This is a genomic window from Streptomyces sp. NBC_00691, assembly GCF_036226665.1.
In the GTDB taxonomy this organism is placed as follows: Bacteria; Actinomycetota; Actinomycetes; order Streptomycetales; family Streptomycetaceae; genus Streptomyces.
In genome coordinates this window covers 5,597,653-5,616,680 of the sequence record NZ_CP109007.1, presented here as the reverse complement: position 1 = coordinate 5,616,680, position 19,028 = coordinate 5,597,653, and the positions used below count along the sequence as shown (strand labels likewise).

Annotated in this window: 14 protein-coding genes; 5 read left to right on the top strand and 9 right to left on the bottom strand. The window is 74.4% G+C overall.

The window, feature by feature from the left end:
• Positions 1–14: 14 nt before the first annotated feature.
• Genes OG392_RS25535 through OG392_RS25510 form a run of 6 tightly spaced genes read right to left on the bottom strand, consistent with a single transcriptional unit; the run spans position 15 to position 10,218 of the window.
• Complete coding sequence (locus OG392_RS25535; protein WP_329283282.1) at positions 15–989, bottom strand: thiopeptide-type bacteriocin biosynthesis protein; 975 nt, start codon at positions 987–989, stop codon at positions 15–17.
• Positions 990–1,001: 12 nt separating this feature from the next.
• Complete coding sequence (locus OG392_RS25530) at positions 1,002–2,567, bottom strand: nitroreductase family protein (protein ID WP_329283280.1); 1,566 nt, start codon at positions 2,565–2,567, stop codon at positions 1,002–1,004.
• Positions 2,564–4,504 (bottom strand): TOMM precursor leader peptide-binding protein, encoded by a 1,941-nt coding sequence (locus OG392_RS25525; RefSeq protein ID WP_329283278.1) that lies wholly within the window; start codon positions 4,502–4,504, stop codon positions 2,564–2,566. The genes OG392_RS25530 and OG392_RS25525 overlap by 4 nt, the downstream gene beginning before the upstream one ends.
• Positions 4,494–6,269, bottom strand: a complete 1,776-nt coding sequence (locus OG392_RS25520; RefSeq protein ID WP_329283276.1) for a hypothetical protein — start codon at positions 6,267–6,269, stop codon at positions 4,494–4,496. Before OG392_RS25520 ends, OG392_RS25525 begins: the two co-directional genes overlap by 11 nt.
• Entirely contained in the window at positions 6,266–9,001 is a 2,736-nt protein-coding gene (locus OG392_RS25515; RefSeq protein ID WP_329283273.1) for a hypothetical protein, read from the bottom strand. Before OG392_RS25515 ends, OG392_RS25520 begins: the two co-directional genes overlap by 4 nt.
• On the bottom strand, positions 8,998–10,218 hold the full coding sequence (locus OG392_RS25510) for a hypothetical protein (RefSeq protein WP_329283271.1): 1,221 nt from the start codon (positions 10,216–10,218) through the stop codon (positions 8,998–9,000). The genes OG392_RS25515 and OG392_RS25510 overlap by 4 nt, the downstream gene beginning before the upstream one ends.
• Before the next feature lie 234 nt (positions 10,219–10,452).
• On the opposite strand from OG392_RS25510, the gene OG392_RS25505 reads away from it, so the two are divergent.
• The gene (locus OG392_RS25505) at positions 10,453–11,016 is read left to right on the top strand and encodes a DUF7010 family protein (RefSeq protein WP_329283269.1); all 564 of its coding nucleotides are present in this window, start codon (positions 10,453–10,455) and stop codon (positions 11,014–11,016) included.
• A 156-nt stretch (positions 11,017–11,172) separates the two neighbouring features.
• On the opposite strand, the gene OG392_RS25500 is transcribed toward OG392_RS25505, so the two are convergent.
• The 3 genes from OG392_RS25500 to OG392_RS25490 all read right to left on the bottom strand — a co-directional run bounded on the left by OG392_RS25500 (position 11,173) and on the right by OG392_RS25490 (position 13,234).
• Positions 11,173–11,343: a thiazolylpeptide-type bacteriocin gene (locus tag OG392_RS25500; RefSeq protein WP_015036315.1), complete on the bottom strand. Its 171-nt coding sequence runs from the start codon at positions 11,341–11,343 to the stop codon at positions 11,173–11,175.
• A 36-nt stretch (positions 11,344–11,379) separates the two neighbouring features.
• Complete coding sequence (locus OG392_RS25495; RefSeq protein ID WP_073912617.1) at positions 11,380–11,556, bottom strand: thiazolylpeptide-type bacteriocin; 177 nt, start codon at positions 11,554–11,556, stop codon at positions 11,380–11,382.
• A gap of 142 nt (positions 11,557–11,698) precedes the next feature.
• A complete protein-coding gene (locus tag OG392_RS25490) occupies positions 11,699–13,234 on the bottom strand; it encodes a SagB/ThcOx family dehydrogenase (RefSeq protein ID WP_329283267.1) in 1,536 nt (511 codons plus the stop codon).
• 444 nt (positions 13,235–13,678) lie between these two features.
• Between OG392_RS25490 and OG392_RS25485 the strand changes: the two genes are divergently transcribed.
• The 4 genes from OG392_RS25485 to OG392_RS25470 are packed head-to-tail and all read left to right on the top strand — an operon-like array spanning position 13,679 to position 18,987.
• Entirely contained in the window at positions 13,679–15,139 is a 1,461-nt protein-coding gene (locus tag OG392_RS25485) for a multicopper oxidase family protein (RefSeq protein ID WP_329283264.1), read from the top strand.
• A 44-nt stretch (positions 15,140–15,183) separates the two neighbouring features.
• The gene (locus tag OG392_RS25480; protein ID WP_329283262.1) at positions 15,184–16,920 is read left to right on the top strand and encodes a class I adenylate-forming enzyme family protein; all 1,737 of its coding nucleotides are present in this window, start codon (positions 15,184–15,186) and stop codon (positions 16,918–16,920) included.
• Positions 16,917–17,900 (top strand): 2-amino-3,7-dideoxy-D-threo-hept-6-ulosonate synthase, encoded by a 984-nt coding sequence (locus tag OG392_RS25475; protein ID WP_329283259.1) that lies wholly within the window; start codon positions 16,917–16,919, stop codon positions 17,898–17,900. The genes OG392_RS25480 and OG392_RS25475 overlap by 4 nt, the downstream gene beginning before the upstream one ends.
• Positions 17,872–18,987 (top strand): 3-dehydroquinate synthase II family protein, encoded by a 1,116-nt coding sequence (locus tag OG392_RS25470; RefSeq protein ID WP_329283257.1) that lies wholly within the window; start codon positions 17,872–17,874, stop codon positions 18,985–18,987. The genes OG392_RS25475 and OG392_RS25470 overlap by 29 nt, the downstream gene beginning before the upstream one ends.
• Positions 18,988–19,028 lie beyond the last annotated feature (41 nt).

The window sequence follows — 19,028 nt, the reverse complement described above, 5'->3', positions numbered from 1 at the left end:
GGGGGGTCTGGGGGTCAGACGTTCTGCGGTACGGGGGTGTTCTCCGGTACGGGGAAGGCATGGGCCAGCACCGCGTAGGTGCGCAGCTCCTCCAGGAGGCTCAGACCGAGCCGGTTGTGGAGCATGTGCGCGTGTGAGAAGAGGACCATGCCCGGGTGGGCCGGCGACTGCTCGCGGATCTCGTCCGCGTGGGCGGCGATGCGGGCGTGCCAGCCTGCGAAGGGGCCGTGGGTGCCCGGGTCGAGGGTCACCGCCCCCTCGACCCGGGTGATCGTGTCGAGGAGTGCGGCCGGGTGGCCGGCCTCCGCGGCCCAGGCGCGCCAGGCGCCGAGACCATGGGCGAAGTAGTACGCGCGGTCCGCCGGGTCCCCGAGGGCGGCGGCGACCGCGACGGTGCCGCGCAGGGCGAGCACGGCGCGCTGCCGCTCGCTGCCCACCTTGGGCAGGGCGGCGAGCACGAGGCTGCTGGACAGGGTGAAGAGGGACTCGGCGGCGGGCATCAGCGCCCGGCCGCCGTAGCGGTCGAACTCCGGCTCGTAGACGGCCGGGTGGACACCGGGGGGCAGCAGGGCCTTCACGGAGGTGTTCTCGCCGGTCTCGCCCGCCGCGGCGAGCCGCTCGGCCCCGCTGCGATAGGCGGCGGGGTCGAGCGGTTCCTCGCCCGGGGCGGGCGCGCCGGCCACGGCCAGGCGCTCGGTGAGGGCGGCCGCCACACGCGCGCGTGCGGCCGTGTCGAGGTCGCCGACGCGGAGCCGGAGGTGCGGGCCGGACTGCCAGTACCGGATGAAGAACCACGGTGTGCCGGGGGCCAGTTCGCGGATCGTGGGACCGATGACATCGGTGACGGCCCGGTCGTGTGCCGACCGGGCCGTCGTACCGAGGTGGAGGTGCCAGGCGGTCCATTCGGTCGCCCCTGTCGTGGGGGGCGGGGCCGGCGTCGCCGTCGTGGTCGTCGTCGGGGTCGGGGTCGGGGTCGTCGTCGGGGTCACGGGGACGCTCCTTCAGAGTCTGAGGTCGAGCAGCGCGCCGCCGGTGTCCTGCGGTACTCCCACGACCACGGACAGGACGATCATCTCGTCGGGGTCCAGGCCGAGGACGCGCTGGGTGGGGATCTCCTTGAAGGCCCGCACGGGGCGGGCGAAGAGGCCGGAGGCCGCGGCGGACAGGCAGAGCCCGTGCGCGGCCCAGCCGGCGGCGTGCTGGACGGCGCCCCAGCCGGCGGTGCCGAGGCGCTCGAAGAGCTCCCGGGTCCGGACGGACAGGAACACCGTGAGCGGGGCGTGGCGGATGCCGCAGCCGTTGACGGGCGAGACGCCGTAGCCGTACTGCTCCTCGAGGCGCTCGGCGGCGGTCGCGTCGGCGCGCTCCAGGCGCATGGCGCCGTCCCGGATCCGGTGGACGCCGTCGACGTGTCCTTCGACGCCCCGGACGACGGCGGTGACGTTCAACGCCCCGAAGGCGGTGCCGAGTTCCGGGCCGGGTGGCGGTACGGAGAGCCAGCGGGCGGCGCTGTCGAGCACCTCGGCAGGCACCGTCCCGCGCCGGCCGCTCATGCCGTGCAGGGCGCGGGGCATGCGCCCGGAGTGGCGGCGCCACAGCAGCTCGGCCCAGTCCGGCACGGTCGCCGAGGGGCCGAGGCCGTCCGGGACGGCGGTGGTGAGCGGGACGGGTGCGCCCTCGTACGTCTGCTCCCGGTTGACGCGGATCAGCGCGGCGAGGGCGGGGTCGGTACGGGTGAGGTGGGCCGGCGGCTCCGGCGCGGGGGCCCGCGGGGTCTCCCCCGCCCCCTCGTCGCCCAGCTCCACGACGAACGGCAGGGACCACGCCCAGGCGTCGTCGAGTCCCAGGGCGGGCAGCAGGGCGTGGGCGTCCGGGCCCGGGAGCCGGAGTCGCGCGGATACGTCGAAGAGTTCGAGGCCGAGGCTCAACGCCCGGAGGACGAAACCGAGTTCGATGGCGATGAGCGAGCCGCGGAACCACTGGTAGGCGGGCGGCACGCTCGTGTACCGGCCGGTGAGGACGACGTTCCGGGCGGGGGCCGCCGGGGTGCCGGTGAGGGCGTGCCGGTCGGGTTCGAGAAGGCGCCACGGCATGCCCGCGCCCCCGTCCACGAAGGCGTGGACGGGGAAGAGGCAGCGTGGCGAGGCGTACGGCCGGTGGTCGTTGTAGGGGTTCTCGGGCTCCCTGCGCTGGGGCCCGAAGGCGGTGACGAGGGCGCGGCCGAGCCGGTCCTCGACCGGTTCGGCCGCGCCCCCGCCCCCGGCGCCGCGGGGTGGCGGCGCCGGGTAGGGCAGGGCGGCGAGCCGGTCGTGGGTGCCGAGCGGCAGGGTCCGGCGCGGGCCGCCCCCGCGCGGCGGCGGGGGCGGGACGTGGGTGTCGGGCGGCGGTTGCGGTACCCAGGTCCAGGGGGGCGCCTCCGGTTCGTCGTCCCCGGCCCCGTACGCGTACCAGAGGGGTTCGCGGGCGATGCTGTTGTCGCCCTCGGGGCCGGGCAGGTCGACCGGGCCGCGCCGGGGCGGAACCCCGGCGCCCGCGTCCGCCACGCGCGGGGCCGTCGGCGCCGTCACGGGAACGGGTGGGGGTCGAGGGGGATCGCCCGGTGCTCCTGCCCGGTGCCGCGCAGGGCGGCGGTGAGCCGGGGCAGTCCGGCCAGCCGCTGCTGGGCGTGGCCGAAGCACATCGGGACGATGCCGGGAACGACCGCGCGGGCCACGTGGATGCCCGCGTCGGCGTGTTCGCGGCTGGTCTGGTCGACGAGCACGATCCGGTCGAGCCCGGCCTCGGCGAACAGTCCGCGCACGAAGTCCAGGGCGCCGCGCACGTCCCCGCCGGAGCCGCGCTCCATGCGGCCCGGCCAGTCGGGGAAGGCCTCGTCGAGCGTGACCCGGGGGCCGCCGAGCGCCGCGGTGGCGCGGACGGCGGTCTCGGGCAGGGAGGAGAAGCGGACGTGGTCCTCCAGCTCCTGGACCAGCCACGGGTTCTCGACCATCGGTTCGACGGTCTCCCGGGTCCAGTCGACCGGGTTGGTGACGAGCTGGGCGACCTCGCGCAGGGCGCCGCGGATCGCGGACTGCGGGTCGGCGCCGGAGCCGGCCGAGGAGAAGGTGGCGGGGAAGGGGTTGAGCCGGTTCACCGCGAGCACCCAGACGACCGGGAGGCCGATGTCCTGGGTGGCGACGAGGAGGTGCACGTCGAAGCCGCGCGATTCCATGAGCTCGATCATGGCGCGGCTGGTGGGGTCGGTGAGGGAGGAGTTCGGGATGGTCGGCAGCGGGGCGGCCCGGTGCCAGGAGAGCAGGAACGCGTCCCGTTCCGCCAGCTCGAACAGCGAGTGCAGGGCGGCCTCTTCGAGATTGGCGCCGACGGCGCAGCCGCTGGACGACTCGTAGAAGTAGTGCTTGCGGCCGGGCGTCCCGGCGGCGCGGGCGGCCCTGCGGTCGCGGCGGTGGTTGTACTCGTACTGGTAGAAGGCGTGGTCGGCGGGGACGAGCAGGGCGCGCCCGTCGTCGAGGTCGTGGCCCCACACCCAGTCCATCGGCGTGTCCGTGTCGAACGGCGTGGCCCTGCTGGTCGGGTGGGCGAGCTGCTCGGCCGTGTACCGCCCGAGACCGGCCGGGTCGACGGCGTGCTCCGCGACCTCGGCGTACGGCCGGTGGGTGAGGACGGGGATGTCGTACGGGAAGCCCGCGAGGCGCTCGTACGCCTCCAGGATCGCCACGGGTCCGGTCTCGGCGAAGGTCCGGGCGCGGCCGTGGCCCATCGCCGGGGCGTCCGGCACGACGGCCATGCTCATCGCGAACGGGGCGCGGGACTCGCGCAGGAGCGCACGGACGGGACCGAAGCGGTCGTCGACCAGGCGCTCCTGGAGCACCCCGCGCTCGACGAGCCGGCTGGCGGCGGTGCGCGTGCAGTCGTCCGGGAACGCGGGCCGGTCGGCCGGCGTGAGCGGCGCCGGGGCCTCCATGCCGTCGAGCCGCTCGTACGCCGGTCCGCAGAGCGGGCAGTGGAAGCTGCGGGCGATCCGGTGCCGGCGCAGGCCGCGCGGTGAGACGGAGAAGAGTTCGCCGGGCCCGAGCGGCCGCCTCACCAGGTGCTCCAGGGTCGCCCGGAGCAGTTCGGGGAGGAGCGGCGCGCCCGGCCCGGGGGCTGCGGTCGCGTGCCGCAGGTCGCCGACGAGGGGGTGGTCGGGGACGGTGCGGTCGCGGACCTCCGCGCAGCCCGCGCAGCCCGCGTCGGTGCCGGGCCGCCAGAGCGGCCCCACCAGGACCTCGTCGCCCAGGAGGCGGACGGAGAGATGGGCCCGGCCGGCGGCGACGGCCTCGTCGAACCGCGCCCGCTCCCAGTCGAGGTGCCAGCCGCGGTCGACCGCGACGGTGCCCTCGGGGAGGAGGTCGGCGAGGACGTCGAGCGCGGAGCGCCAGGCCTCGTCGGCGGGGCGGGCGTCGAGCCCGGGGCCGCGGGCGAGGGCCGGGGCGGGGACGGGGGTGAGTGTGTCAGTGGGCATCGTGGGCCTCCACGGGGCCGTACCAGAGGGGTAGCTCGCCGAGCACGGGGTCGTGGCGGAGGGCCTCGCCCCGGTACGTGGTGCCGGTGCGGGCGGCCAGTCGGGCGCGGAGGGCGTCCAGGGCGGCGCGGTCGGCGAAGAGCAGGGCGTCGGTGGAGAGCGGGTCGACGGTGCCGGGGCCGGCCGCGGTCTGGACGTGGGCGAGCGCGGTGCACAGGGCGTTCCGGGCGGCCTCCGCCGGGTCGGCGCCCCAGGCGCGGCCGAGGGTGACGCCGTCGGCGGTCACCTCGGCGAGCCGCCAGTCGAGGCCGGACACGCCGTGGAGCCGGATCGCGGGTTCGTTCGGCAGGAGGTCGCGGAGTCCGGCGAGGATCCGCAGGCCCTCCGCGTCGAGGTCCTCGCACGCCACGCCGCCCGCGGCCGCGGCGGGAGCGCCCGCCGGGAGGGCCGCGGGCGGCACGTGCGGGGTGGCGGTCGTCGCCGGAAGGGGCGCCGTCTCCTCGGCGAGCAGGCGCAACGCGCCGTCGAGGAGCCAGTGTTCCCTCGTGAGCCCGGCCGCCGGGGTGGAAGCCCCGGGGATGTGGGCGTGCGGACCGGCCGCCGGGGTGGGAGCCCCGGGGATGAGGGCCCGCAGGGCCTGCAGGGTGGCCGCCACGGTGGCGGTCTCCTGATGGGCGGCCCAGGCGAGGACCGTGGTCGTGGGGCGGCCGGCGGCGCGGAGCTCGGCGGCGCGCAGGGCGAGCGGCATCTGCGGCAGGTCGGCGCCCTCGGTGAGGGCGAGCGGTCCGGTCCAGCGCGCGGCGAGCGGGGTCGCCGCCTCGCGTGCCTCGTCCGGTTCGGGGCGGGGGTCGGCGGGCGCGTCGCCGAGGGTGAGGGGGCCTTCGGTGAGGGAGCCCGGTCGGCCGGTCGCGGCCGCCTGGTGGGCTCCCTCGACGGTGACCCGGTCGGAGACCAGGTCCGTCCCGTGCACGACATGGGCCTCGCCCGTGTCCGCCGTACCGGTGAGGGTGTCGATGAGGAGCTGCGCGCCGAGGGCTCCGGCGAGCGCGTCCGCCATGGGGCGGGGCGCGGGCGCGGTGGACTCGGCGGCGGCCCAGACACGGGCCCGGTCGTGGAACGCGGCCCGGACGGCCGGGTGTCCGGGTCCGGTGAGGGCGGGTCCGACGAGGGTGACGCCGGTGCCGCCGAGGAGGACGGGGACGACGAGGGGCACGTCGGCCGCCGGTCCGGGCGTCCCGTCGTCCTCGCGGATGTCGAGCACCGCGTCGGGGCTGCCGGCGGGGCCGTCGTCGGGCGTGAGGACCGTGCCGACCCCGGCCCGGCGCAGTCCGCGCACGGCCGGGCCCGCCGCGGCCGCGGGGCCGGTGACCAGGACCGTCGCGGTACGGAGCCGGGCGAAGGCGCCGTACGGGTCGTCGAGGAGGCCTTCGAGGCGGGCGAGCGACTCGGCGTGCCGTTGCCGTACGTCGGCGGGCGGTTCGGGCGCGGTGTGCGCGGTCGGGTCGAGGAGCAGCCCGTTCTCGCGGAGCGTGTCGACGAGGAGGCGGACGGCGGGGCGGGCGCGTTCGGTGCCGATCTCGGCGACGAGCGCGTCCTCGTCGGTGCCGTCCTCCAGGAGCGGGACGCAGCCTTGGGCGACGGCGTGCAGGACCTCGGAGCCGCGCAGCACGAACCGGGCGCGGGCGCCGCTGAAGTAGACCCCGCCGGGGACGGGCGCGTAGTGCAGGTCGGGGCGCGTCCTGAGCGCCGCCGCGGGCCTCGTCATCGCTCCTCCTCGGTGGTCGGGTGGTAGGTGAAGCGGCCGCCGGCGGTCCGGCCGACCTCGACGACCCACTCGGTGGCGTGGGTGCCGTCGACGACGCCGGGCAGCGCCTCCTCCAGGTAGCTGCCTCCGGTGTCGGCGCCGCGGCGCTCCAGCATCCGGGGCAGGACGCGGGCGCCGAGCGCGCTGCTCAGGTCCACGTACTGGGGCTTCTGCTGGAGGCGCTTGGACTGGATGTCGGGGGCGCCGACGGAGAGCGGGCCCTCGTCCTCGGGGACGGTCTTGACGACGACCTCCTCGGGGACGCCGTACTTGGCGCGCCAGGCGTTGAGGGCGAGGAGCCGTTCGTGTTCCTCGGGCCCGGCGGCCAGGGCGGCGCCGAGCTCCTCTCCTCCGTACCAGCGGCGGCGGCCGATGAGGACGTCGCCGACGGCCATCCGCGGGGCGGTGCGGGTGGTGGCCCGGTCCCAGGGGGTGGCGGCGTGCCAGCTGTTGGGGAGGGCGTTGAAGAGGCGGCCGCTGATGGCGAGGCCGGAGGCGACGGACAACGGCGGCGGGAAGAGGCCGGGGTGGCCGGTGCCGAGGGGCAGGACCCGCAGGGGGGCGCCCTCGGCGTCCTCGACGCGCAGCGAGTCGGTCTCGGGGTCGTGGGCGAGCCGCAGTCCGAACCAGTCGTCGGGGGTGAGGCCGCCGGGCAGGATCGGCGTGTGGGCGTTGACGTTGAGGCGGTGCAGGCCCAGGTCCTCGGTGACACGGGCGCCGTCGTGGCCGTACACCCGGCGTACGTGGTCGGCGAGGCGGGGCAGGGCGCGGCCGCCGAGGCGCCGGTCGGCCTCCAGGAAGCGGGCGTAGAGCATGCCGTGGCCCGGCAGTCCGTCGTTGAGGACGAGGTGGCCGTCGCCGCGCTGGAGCAGGATGCCGTAGATCAGCGGGTCGCGGCGGAAGCGTTCCGGCAGGTCGCCGGTGAGGCCGGCGACCTGCTCCGGGCTGATGCGGAGGGTGTCGTCGCCGCGCTCGACGGCCTGGCCGATGAGGGCGTGGAGCGCCTCGGTGACCTCGCGGCGCAGTTCGTAGATGCGCTCCAGGGAGCCGTCGGCGGGGCCGATGCCCTTGAGCGCGGTCGGGTCGCCGGGGCCGTCGGGGCCGTACACGGCGGCCATGGCGGCGGCGCGGCGCGAGACCTCGCCGACGACGAAGGGGGCGTTGGCGGCGAGGGGGACGTTCGCCCCGGGGCCGAAGCGCTCGACGAAGGCGGCGGTCATGAGGACGCGCACGTCGTGCAGCCAGTCGAAGACGGTGAGGAGTTCGACGGCCGGGCCGAGGTCCTTGAGGGACTCCTTCCAGGGTTCCGTGGCCACCTTGAGCGGCGGCATCACGTAGTCCTCCTCGACCGTGACGTGCGCGGGGCGGCCGGCGGCGTGGCTGAGTTCGCCGAGGGCGCCGCGCAACTCGGCCAGCGCGTCGCCGCGTTCGGCTGCGGGCGCGGCGGTGAAGGCGGGCATGCCGGCCTTGACGCGGTCGGTGAGCCGCTTCGTCACCGGGCGGGGGTCGTCGGGGGTGAGGAGGACGTCGTAGTCGGTGGAGCCGTCCTCGGCGTCGTGGAAGGTGCAGAGGAGACCCTGGGCGACGGCGCCCCGGACCTTCTGGTCGGCGTCCCCGGCGGCGATGCCGGAGCGTTCGGCGACATGGGCGACGACGGACGCGAAGGGGCGGGGGCCCATGGAGACCGCGTCGAGGAGGTCTCCGGCGGGGCCGTCGAGGGAGACGGCGGCGCGGCGCATCCCCTCGGGGGCGGGCTTCAGGAAGAACAGCTTCCCGGCGGCGGGGTCGGGTGCGGAGGTCGGCGGGAGGCCGATCCACAGGTCCTCGATCGCCCGGTCGGCGGGGTCGGGCAGTCCGCCGAGCACATAGTTGAGCATGACGCGGTCGAGGCCGGGGAAGGCGGTCGCGCCGCCGAAGCCCGCCTCGTCGGGGCCGGGGGCGGCCGGGTCGGGCTCGGCGATCCCGACGGCCGTGAAGCGGGCGAGCGGGCTCGTACGGACCATGGCGCGGGTGACGTACTGGATGAGGCCGCGCTCGGACTTGCGGGACTTGGAGGGGACCCTGCCGGGGGCCCGGACGGCGGCGCGGTAGCGCTCGGCCTCCTGGTGGACCTCGGGGGCGACGAGGGCGAGCGAGCGCAGCAGGTCGGGGTCGCCGAGGAGTTCGGCGAGGACTCCGCGCTCGCGCTCGGCCGCGTCGGGGTAGCCGGTGACGAGCTCCTCGCGGATCCGCTCGCGTTCCCGGCGGGCCGCGAGCCAGGCGTCGAGCACGGGGGTGGCGGGCCCCGGCGCCTTCTTCGGTGCCTTGCCGCTGTTCACGGCGCGGCGCAGGGCGATCAGTTCACGCCGTTCGGCGTCGTCGGTCGCGGCGCCGATCCGCTCGTACAGCTCGTCGGACGCGGCCGCGGAGGCCTCGGCGAGGGTCTGCTCGGCGGCGGTGAGGAGGACGAGCTGCCGGCGCAGCCCGGCGTCGGCGAGCCGGGCCCGGCGCAGCGGGTTGACCCGCAGGAACCAGAGGGGTTCGGGGGCGGGCGCGGCATGCGCGGACGTGGGTGTGGGCTTCGGTGCGGGCGTCGGTACGTCCACGGGCACGGGCGCCGGGCCGGGCGTCGGTACGCCCACGGGCGCGGGCGCCGGGCCGGACTGTGCGGTCCCGGGCAGGTCCGTCGGGGTGCCGATCACGGGGGCGGTCATCGAAGGGCTCCCTCGGGGGCGGTGCCCGGAGCGGCGCTCGGGGCGGAGGCGGCGGAAGTCGTGCCCCCGGCGGGGGCGTTCGCTGCGATGCGCTCGCGCCAGGAGACGCCGAGGACCTCGTCGACCGTCTCGGCGACGGCGAAGCAGGTGTAGTAGCGCTGCATCGGGGAGACGGTGAGCAGCGGCAGCTGCTCGTAGAAGAGGTTGGTGAGGAGGCGGAAGGAGGCGAACCACGGGGAGGGGGCCGAGGTCACGCCGGCCTCGCCGACGGTCCGGTGGAAGTCGCTGTCGGGCTGCTCGCCCTGCGGGACGACGGTGGTGGCCCCGGGCGGCCCCATCTCGGAGCGGTCGAGCCCGGCGGTGGCACCGTCGAGCAGGTCGAGCGTGAGGGTGCCGGCGGCGACCGCGCTCTCCAGCGCCCCCGCGCCGTAGGCGAGTCCGGTGCGCCAGGCGGCGGCGGTGGCGGACACCTCGCCGCTCAGCCGCTGCTCGACGACCCGGCGGAGCGCGGCCGCGTCCTGGGCGAGGCGCTGCCGGAAGACGGGGCGTACGTCCTTGGTGGGCGCGGCCCAGGCGAGGAAGGCCTCGACGTGGGAGCGGGGCGAGAAGACCCCGTATCCGAGGCCGAGGGTGTGGGTGTCGGCGAGCGCGACGAAGGCCTCGGCGAGCCGGAGCGTGCCGGTGCCCGGCTCGCCGGCGAGGCCGTCGATCGTCCGGAGGAGCGCGGGGGTCAGGGCCCCGTGCACGACGGTGCGGAAGCGGCCGAGGCGGGGGTCGCGGGCGGTGGCCGCGGAGGGTCCGCCGTCGGCGCCGCCGATCCGCTCGACGGCGCCGTGCTCGCGCAGCGGCAGGTAGGGCGGCTGGACGGCTTCCAGGCGGCCGAACTCGCGGGCCTGGTCGAGGTAGGTCTCCTCGGTGAGGGCCCGGGGCGGGTCGAGCGGGCCGGCGTCCAGGGCCCGGGCGACGCCGTCCCAGTCGGGGCCGCCGCCCGGGACGCCGGTGGCGTCGCGGGCGAGGATGTCGACGTGCGGCCCGTGGAGCCACCCGCGGCGCAGCTGGACGGCGGGAGCGCCCGCCTCGTTCAGCGCGCGGGCGACCGGTACGACGTACCGGGCGAGCCAGGCCGGTGTGACCGGCATCCGTGTGTGCAGCCGCACTCCCGTCAGGCCGTCGGAATCCGGCTTCACGGCAGTGCGCTCCAGCGCATCAACCCCCATGCTTTCGCACCTTCCGAGAATTCGAGAACAACGTCCTGGGCTTTCTTTCGCTTCCGGCCGTAATCATGTGCCGGGGAATTGCGGGGCGATAGGGGAAAGGGTTCCGGGCTGACATGTGTCACCCTTTCCGTGACGCTCGGGCCATGGCTCGGTTCGAGACGGGTCCGAGTCGGACTGGCTGAAAATAGACAACGCAGTCGGATCATCGCGGAGCGTCGTTGTAAGGTCCGCGCCATGACTACGGAAACCACCGACGCCGAGTGCCTGGCACTCACGCGTAATCTGCGCCGTCGCGGCGCGATCGTCCTCGCCGTCTTCGCCCTCGTATGGGCCTTCGCGGGCGGTTCGGGAATAGCGGCGGTGCCCGTGTCCGTCGCGGTCGGCGTCGTCGCCGCCGTCGTGACCGCCGGCGCGGTGGTGTTCGCCTTCCGGGGCACCGCGGGTCCGGTGACCCGCATGGTCCGCCTGCCGGAGAAGTGGAACCGGGGGGTCGGCCTGGTCAACATGGCCGAGCTGGTGGCGATCTTCGCGGTGATCGCCGTGTCGAACGCCTCGGGCCACCCCGAGTTCATCCCGGTCGGGATCTGTCTGGTCGTGGGCCTGCACTTCTTCCCGCTCGCGCGCCTCTTCGACCAGGGGCAGTACAAGTGGACCGCGATCTTCCTGACCGCGGTCGCGCTGGTGGGACTCGTCGTCCTGGCGGCCGGCACCACGGCGGAGACGATCCGCACGGTGGTCGGCCTGGGCGCCGCGGTCGTGCTGTGGGCCTCGTCCTTCCACGTGGCCCTGCGCGGCTGACGGCCCGCAGCCCCGAAGCCTCTCGGCGGCTCCCGACCAGCGCCTCGGAAGCGGGAGCGCCCGGGAAGCACCGCAACGCACGCGAGGATGCGCCACCCGGCCTGGGCCGGGCGGTCGCATCCTTCGTGCGTCGTGCGTTCAGCTCCGGTTACTCGGTCAGCAGGCCGAGCAGGTGGAGGAGGACGACGACGAGGTGCCGATCGAGCCGCTGGAGGCACCCATCTCCGGGAGGGCCACGCCCTGGGCGACCTCGAGGGTCTCCAGCTCCGCGACGTCGAAGTTGTCGAAGGCCGCGTCGTCGCCGTTCTTGATGTCGTCGATGCTCATGGTGTGTTTCCTTTCAGCGTTTCGGTTGGGGGATGTTCAGCAGGCGGAGCAGGTGGAGGACGAGGAGGACGAGGTGCCGATCGAGCCGCTGGAGGCACCCATCTCCGGGAGGGCCACGCCCTGGGCGACCTCGAGGGTCTCCAGCTCGTCGACGTCGAAGTTCTCGAACGCCTTGTCCGCGTCCTGGCCCTGCTTGATGTCGTCGATGCTCATTCTGAATTCCTTTCCGAATTCTTCTCGGCAACCGTTCGGCTGCAACACCAATAATGCTGACCGACCCCGCCCCGCACCAGACTTTCCGAGTTCCGCCTGACGTTTATCACGCCCGGAATAACCGGCGTCATGCCGGAAGGGCTCAGGGGTTACCGGGAAGGGACCACTCGGGGCTGTTGAGCATCCGCCACCCTTCCCCCGGCTCACCTGCGACGGAGTCGTCCGGGCGCCGGCTGCCGAGCAGGAAGTCGCCCACCGAGGACTCCTGGAGGTAGTCGAGGCCGAGCACCCGCGCGGACATGTCGGCGTCGCCGTTGCCCAGCGCGCAGGGGGCCAGACCGAGGGCCGTCGCGACCAGGTACATCGTCTGGTAGAGCACGCCCGTGTGCCGGAGCGTCGTCGCGTAGGCGATGGCTCGGTACTTCCACGACATGCGCTGGAAGCGGGCCGTGACGGTGACGAGGACGTCGGGGCGCGCCTCCATGCCGGTGGCCCGGGAGGCCACGTGGAAGAGGGACTCGCGGTCGGCCTCGTCCTCGTTCCGCAGGACGAGGCGGTGGCCGACGGGGTCGTAGTAGTAGATGCCGGGGGCCAGTCCCTCGCAGCGCCGCACGGTGACGTACAGCTCCAGCTCGTACCCCTGGCCGCCGCTCGGGTAGGGGCGGGAGACGACCTCGTCACGGTCGCTGCCGGGCTCCGGGGTGTAGTGGGCGCGGACGCGGGCCACGCGGTAGAGGAACTCGCCGAGCTGGCGGGCGGTCATCTCCTGGTCGCCGTAGCCGCGGATGGACCGCCGGGTCTCGATCGCCGTGGTGAGGGACGGATCGTGCGCGGCGATCTCCTCCCGCGTCGGCCGGTGGAGCGGTACGGAGGGGCCCTCGGGGACGGGCCGTACCGCCGGCCGCGGCTCGATGGCGCCCCGGTGGGGGTAGACGGCGCCGAACACCTCGTCGTACCGGCCGGAGCGGACGCGCGAGTGGAAGAGGAGGTCGTGGAAGTCCCACTGGCGCAGGACGGGTTCGCCGTCCGAGGCGAAGACCCCCTCCTCGTCGGCGAGTTCGGCGAATCCGGCGCCGACGAGATGACCGAGGACATCGGCGGTGCCGGCCTCGTCGAGACCGGCGGCCGCGCCGAGGCGGTCGGAGGTGCCGGGCTCCCCGAGCGCGGCGGCCAGCGTCCGCGCCGCGGGATCGGTGAGCACCGCCCGGTACTTGACCAGCGGCGACTCCAGGACGAGGGCGCCTTCGCGGCTTCGGCAGAAGGCGAAGCGGGAGAGCCGTACGGTCGCGTCGGCGGGAACGCGGACCGGCACATGGGCGGCGTCGCGCGCCACCGGCTCCAGCCGGAGCAGCTCACGGCTGCCGCCCCTGGCCAGGACGGCGTGGGCCACCAGGTGCCGGGCGCGGTCGAGGACCCGCTCGAACTGGACCCGCTCGGCGGGCCGGAGCCCCTCGTACAGCTCCGCCGCGGGCAGGGGCCCTTCGGCGAGCCGTTCCAGGGCGGTCCGGACGCCGCCCCGGACGGGGCGGAGGGCGAGCGAGGTGGCGGGTCCGGCGAGGGTGGCGACGTCGCCGCCGGAGGCGAAGAAGACGCGCACTCCGCCGGTGAACGCCGGTACGGCCAGGGCGGGTTCGAGGGGTCGGGGGCCGGTGTCCGAGGGTGTCTGCGTGGTCTGCACGGTGCCTCCGTGGGCGCGAGGATGACGGTCCGGCGCCGGGGCCGTGCGGCCCCGGAGGCCGGCGGACGGGAAGGCGCCGCACGCAGGGCAGACGCCGGGCCCCACTCTCGCGCGGGGAATCGGCCCCCGATCGACGCCCGCCCGAATCGGTGACATTTCCGGGACGGGTCGTGACGCACGGCATTCCCCACCGTGACTCCCGTCATCCCGGAGTACGTGATTCCCGTACCCACCGGCGGAAATGACCGAGGTCATCGATCGCGTGACACATGCAAGAACCGGGGCGAACGGGCTCGGAGTTCCGGCCGTTCGCGCCCATGCTCGGAGAGCGAATTCATCACCGTTCCGACGCACCGTCCCGACGCACCGCCCGAGGCGGACAACGCGAATCGGACCACCGCCCGAACCACCGTTCCGCAGAAACCGTCACGTTAGGAATCCGCTGTGTTCTCTCGCCGCAACGCGATACGACTCGGACTCACCGCCGGTGCCGTCGGCGCTGTCGGCGCGGCCGGCGGGGTGTTCCAGAGCCTCACCTCCGGTACGCAGGCGGTGGCCGCCGAACCGCCCGCCGGCCCGCCGGCGGTCACCCCGTTCACCGTGCCGCTGCCCCGGCCGCGGGTTCTCGCCCCGTACCGGCGGACCCGGTCGGCCGACTACTACGCGGTCACCATGCGCAGGGCGCGGGTCGAGATCCTGCCCGGCCTCCGGACCGAGGTCCTGACCTACGACGGCACCTTCCCCGGCCCCACCATCCGGGCCCGCAGCGGACGCACGGCCGTGGTGAGGCAGATCAACGCGCTCTCCGCGCCGACCTCGGTCCACCTGCACGGCGGGAACAACCCACAGGACCAGGACGGCGGGATGATGGACCTGATCCAGCCGGGCCGGTCGAAGACCTACGTGTACGCCAACCGTCAGGTGGGCGCCACGCTGTGGACCCACGACCACGCCCACCACCTGGAGTCCGAGCACGTCTACCGGGGCCTCTCCGGGCTCTACCTCCTCGGCGACGAGGCCGAGGACGCGCTCGGACTGCCCTCCGGGCCGTACGAGGTGCCGCTGATCCTGCGGGACGCGCACTTCGACGCGGCGGGGCAGATGCTCTACACGATGGACGACGCGCTCAACCGCACGACCCTCCTCGTCAACGGGGCCCCGTGGCCGTACATGAAGGTCAAGGCCCGCAAGTACCGCTTCCGGATGGTCAACTCCTGCAACCTGCGCATCTTCGTGATGGCGCTCTCCGACGGCAGCCCGGTCATCCACGTCGGCTCGGACGGCGGTCTGCTGCCGGCGCCCGCGCCCTCGCCGGTGATCGTCCTCTCCCCCGGCGAGCGCGCCGACTTCGTCGTCGACTTCTCGCGGTACGCGCCGGGCACCCAGGTCACCCTGGCGAACATGCTGGGCCCCGGGCCGACCGAGCTCGTCGGGCAGATCATGCGCTTCGACGTCGAGGAGAAGGTGGCCGACACCAGCCGGGTGCCGGACGTCCTCACCACCCTGCCGCCGCTGCCCGCGCCGACCGTGGAGCGGAGCTTCGAACTGCGGATGGACGAGCCGGGCACGGGCCACCTCGCGTACATCAACGAGAAGACCTTCGACCACGACCGGATCGACACCGAGATCGCCTGGGGCTCGACCGAGGTGTGGACGGTCAAGAACACCAGCACGACCGTCCCGCACAATTTCCACACCCATCTGGTGCAGTTCCGGATTCTCGAACGGGACGGAATGCCGGTCTATCCGGCGGAGGCCGGTCTCAAGGACACCGTCCTTCTCTTCCCGGGACAGACCGCGAAACTCCAGCTGACCTTCGACACCCACCGCGGGGTCTTTCCCTATCACTGCCACATGATCGACCACAGCGCCATGGGAATGATGGCGCAGATGCGCATCTCCTGAATTCTTCCGCACCATTCGACTCCTCGTTCCGGAAAGGAGGAACCATGTACGTACGCCGCATTCTCGACGCTCTCGGAAAGGACCCGGGGCGCGTGGTGATCCACCGCGCCGACGAGGCCGTCACCGCCGGCCGGCTCGCCGGCTCGGTGCGGGCCACGACGGCCCTGCTGCGCTCCCGCGGCGTCCGCCCCGGTGACACCGTCGCCGTGCTGACCGGCCCCAACCGGCCGTTGATGCTCGGCGCCCGGTACGCCGTCCATCTGCTGGGCGCCACCTCCGTGTACGTACGGTCGATGAATCCGCGTACCGACACGGAGACCTTCTCGGTCGCCACCCAGGCTCAACTCCTGGAGGACCTGCGGGTGTCGGTGCTGCTCGTCGACGACGAGAGCGCCGAGCGCGGCGACTGGCTCACCCGCCGCGTCCCGGCCGTCACCGTGCTGACCGTCCCCTGGGGGGCGGCCGCCGGATCCACCGAACCGCTGCCGGCGCGACTCCCCGAGCCGCGCCCGGACGACCTCGCGACCGTCGAGTTCACCAGCGGGAGCACCGGACGGCCGAAGATGGTCGCCCAGCGGTACGACACACGTGAGGAGCTCGTCAGCCGCCTCGCCCATGGCCTCGATCCCCGGGGACCCGCGACGCTGCTGTCCGTCACGCCGATCAGCCACACGACCGCGCCGATGGCCGACGCGGTGCTCGCGAGCGGCGGACGGGTCGTGCTGCACGACGAGTTCGACGCGGGCGACGTCCTGGACGCCTTCGAGCGGCACGGGGTCACCGACGTCTACCTCGCCGTCCCCCACCTCTACCGGCTCCTGGACCACCCGGCCGCCCCGCTCACCGACCTGTCGTCGCTGCGCCGCATCACGTACAGCGGCACCCCGGCGGCGCCGGCCCGGGTGGCGCGGGCGGTGGAACTCTTCGGCGACGTGCTCATCCAGGTGTACGGGACGACGGAGGCGGGCGGCATCAGCAGCCTCAACCCGCTGGACCACCGCGAGCCGGAACTGCTCGGCTCGGCGGGCCGCCCGTTCCCCTGGGTGCGGGTGGAGATCCGCGGCCCCGGCAACGGCCCCCAGCTGGAGCGGGGGGTGTCGGGCGAGATCTGGATCAGCTCGCCGACGGTCACGGCCGGCTACCTCGGCGACGAGGAACGCACCGGGACCGTCTTCCGCGACGGCTGGCTGTGCACCGGCGACCTGGGGCACTGGGACCGGTACGGCTACCTCCGGCTCGACGGCCGGGTGGGCGACGTGATCAAGCACGGCGGGCTCAAGCTGGACCCGGCGGCCATCGAGGAGGCGCTGATGCGCCATCCACAGGTGCGCCAGGCCACGGTGTTCGGAGTGCGCGACCGGGACTGGGTGGAGCAGGTGCACGCGGCCGTCGAGCTCTACTCGGGGGCCGGGCAGACCTCCTGCGACCTGCGGGGATACGTGGCCTCGGCGCTGACTCCGGAGCACACTCCGGTACGCGTCTCGGTCTGGCCGCGGCTGCCGCTCACGCCCTCGGGCAAACCGGACCGCGCCTATCTGCGCTCCGTCTCGCCACCGGACCCCGCCGCGTCGGCCGCCCACGCCACCGCCGGGGGCGCCACGGGCGCGGGCGCTCCGAACGCCACCGCGGGCGCCGCGGCCGCCACCGCCCACCGCGGCGCCGGCGGGCCGGCCCTCAGCTCCCCGCGCGGAGCCACCGCGCGGGACGACCCCGTCCGCGTGAGCGGCGCGGGTCACCAGCCCGATCACGCCTCCTCGCGAACCAGAAAGGGCGTTCCATGACCGGTTTCGGCCACTTCGCCCGGTCGCTGCGGCTACGGCGGCTCTACCGCCACAGCACGGCCGGCCTGATGATCACCCCTCTCGACCACTCGATCCACGACGGTCCCGTGGTGCCGAAGGGCACCACGCTCGACCAGCTCGCCGCCCGGATCGCGGCCGGCGGCGCCGACGCCGTCGTCGTGCACAAGGGCAGCGTCCGGCACATCAGCCCGGAGCGGTTCGCCGCGATGTCGCTGATCATCCACCTCAACGCGAGCACCAGCCAGGCGCTCGACCCCAACGCCAAGTACGTCGTCGCCGGCGTCGAGGAGGCCCTGCGCCTCGGCGCGGACGCGGTCAGCGTCCACGTCAACCTCGGCTCCGACGACGAGCGGCAGCAGATCGGTGACCTCGGCCGGATCGCCGACGCCTGCGACCGCTGGAACCTGCCGCTGCTCGCGATGGTGTACCCGCGCGGGCCGCGGATCAGCGACCCCCGGGACCCGGCGGTCGTCGCGCACGCCGTGACGATCGCCGCGGACCTGGGCGCGGACCTGGTCAAGACCGTCTTCCTCGGATCCACCGCGGAGATGCTCGACCTGACCGCGGCCTGCCCGGTGCCGGTGCTCGTCGCCGGCGGACCCGCCCTGGAGAAGGAGGAGGACGTCCTGGCGTACGTCAGGGACGCCATCGCCGGAGGGGCGGGCGGGGTGGCCATGGGCCGCAACATCTTCCAGGCCAAGGATCCGCGCGCGCTGGCGGCCAAGGTCGCGAGGATCGTCCACCACTTCCCCGAACAGCACTTCACCACCGGCCCGTTCAGCGAGTCGGGCGGCCGGGAGCGGCTTCACAGCGAACGCCTCACCCCGGACCACCTCGACGGCACGCCGCTCGAGGACCCGCACCACGACGACACCCACGGCCCGTCGCTCGACGGCTCGTCTCTCGACCATCTGACAGGAGGTCCGCATCATGACGGACGCCAAACTGTGCTGGCTTGACATCCGTGAGGCCGGCGCCGCCACCGCCGCCGTCCTCGAGGAGGCCGTGCACCAGAAGATCGACGGCATCGTCGCCGCCGACCCGGCCGTCTTCGCCGGTCTGCCGCCCACCGTCCGCAAGATCCTGCTCTTCGAGAACGGCGCCGCCACCGTGCCCGCCGACCTGGGCGGTGCCGACGTCGTGATCGTCCCCGGCCCGAAGGACGGCCGGGCCGAGCTCGAAGCGGCCCACCCGGACGTGCGGTTCGGACGGTACGTGGAGATCGTCGACGCCGACACCCTGGAGGACGCCTGCCTGGCGGCGCGCCTCGAGGCGTGGAGCGTCCTCGACTTCCGCGACCCGACGAAGATCCCGCTGGAGATCGTCATCGCGGCCGCCTCCGGCGCGCCCGGTTCCATCGTGACGACGGCCGCCGACACCGAGGAGGCCGAGATCCTGTACGGCGTCCTGGAGCACGGCTCCGACGGGGTCCTGATGCGGGGCCGCACGGTCGGCGACGCGACGGCCCTGCGGACCGCGGCGACCGCGCACGGCGGGGAGATCTCCCTGGTCGAGCTGGAGGTCACGGCGACCACGCACATCGGCATGGGCGAGCGTGCCTGCGTCGACACCACGACCCACTTCCGCAAGGACGAGGGCATCCTGGTGGGGTCCCACTCCAAGGGCATGGTCCTGTGCGTCAGCGAGACCCACCCGCTGCCGTACATGCCGACCCGTCCGTTCCGCGTCAACGCGGGTGCGCTGCACTCGTACACCGTGGGGCAGAACGGCCGCACCCACTACCTGAGCGAGCTGCACGCCGGCAGTTCCGTCCTGGCGGTCGACGTCGACGGCCGTACCCGGCCCGTCAGCGTCGGCCGGGTGAAGATCGAGACGCGTCCGCTCATCTCCATCGACGCGGTCGCGCCCAGCGGGCAGACGGTCAACCTGATCCTCCAGGACGACTGGCACGTGCGGGTCCTCGGCCCCGGCGCCTCGGTGCTCAACAGCACCGAACTCAAGCCGGGCGACCGCATCCTGGGTCATCTGCCGACGGCCGACCGCCATGTCGGATACCCGATCAACGAGTTCTGCCTGGAGAAGTAGGAGCGCACGGAGCGCCCTGCTCCACCACGTCGTGAAGCCCC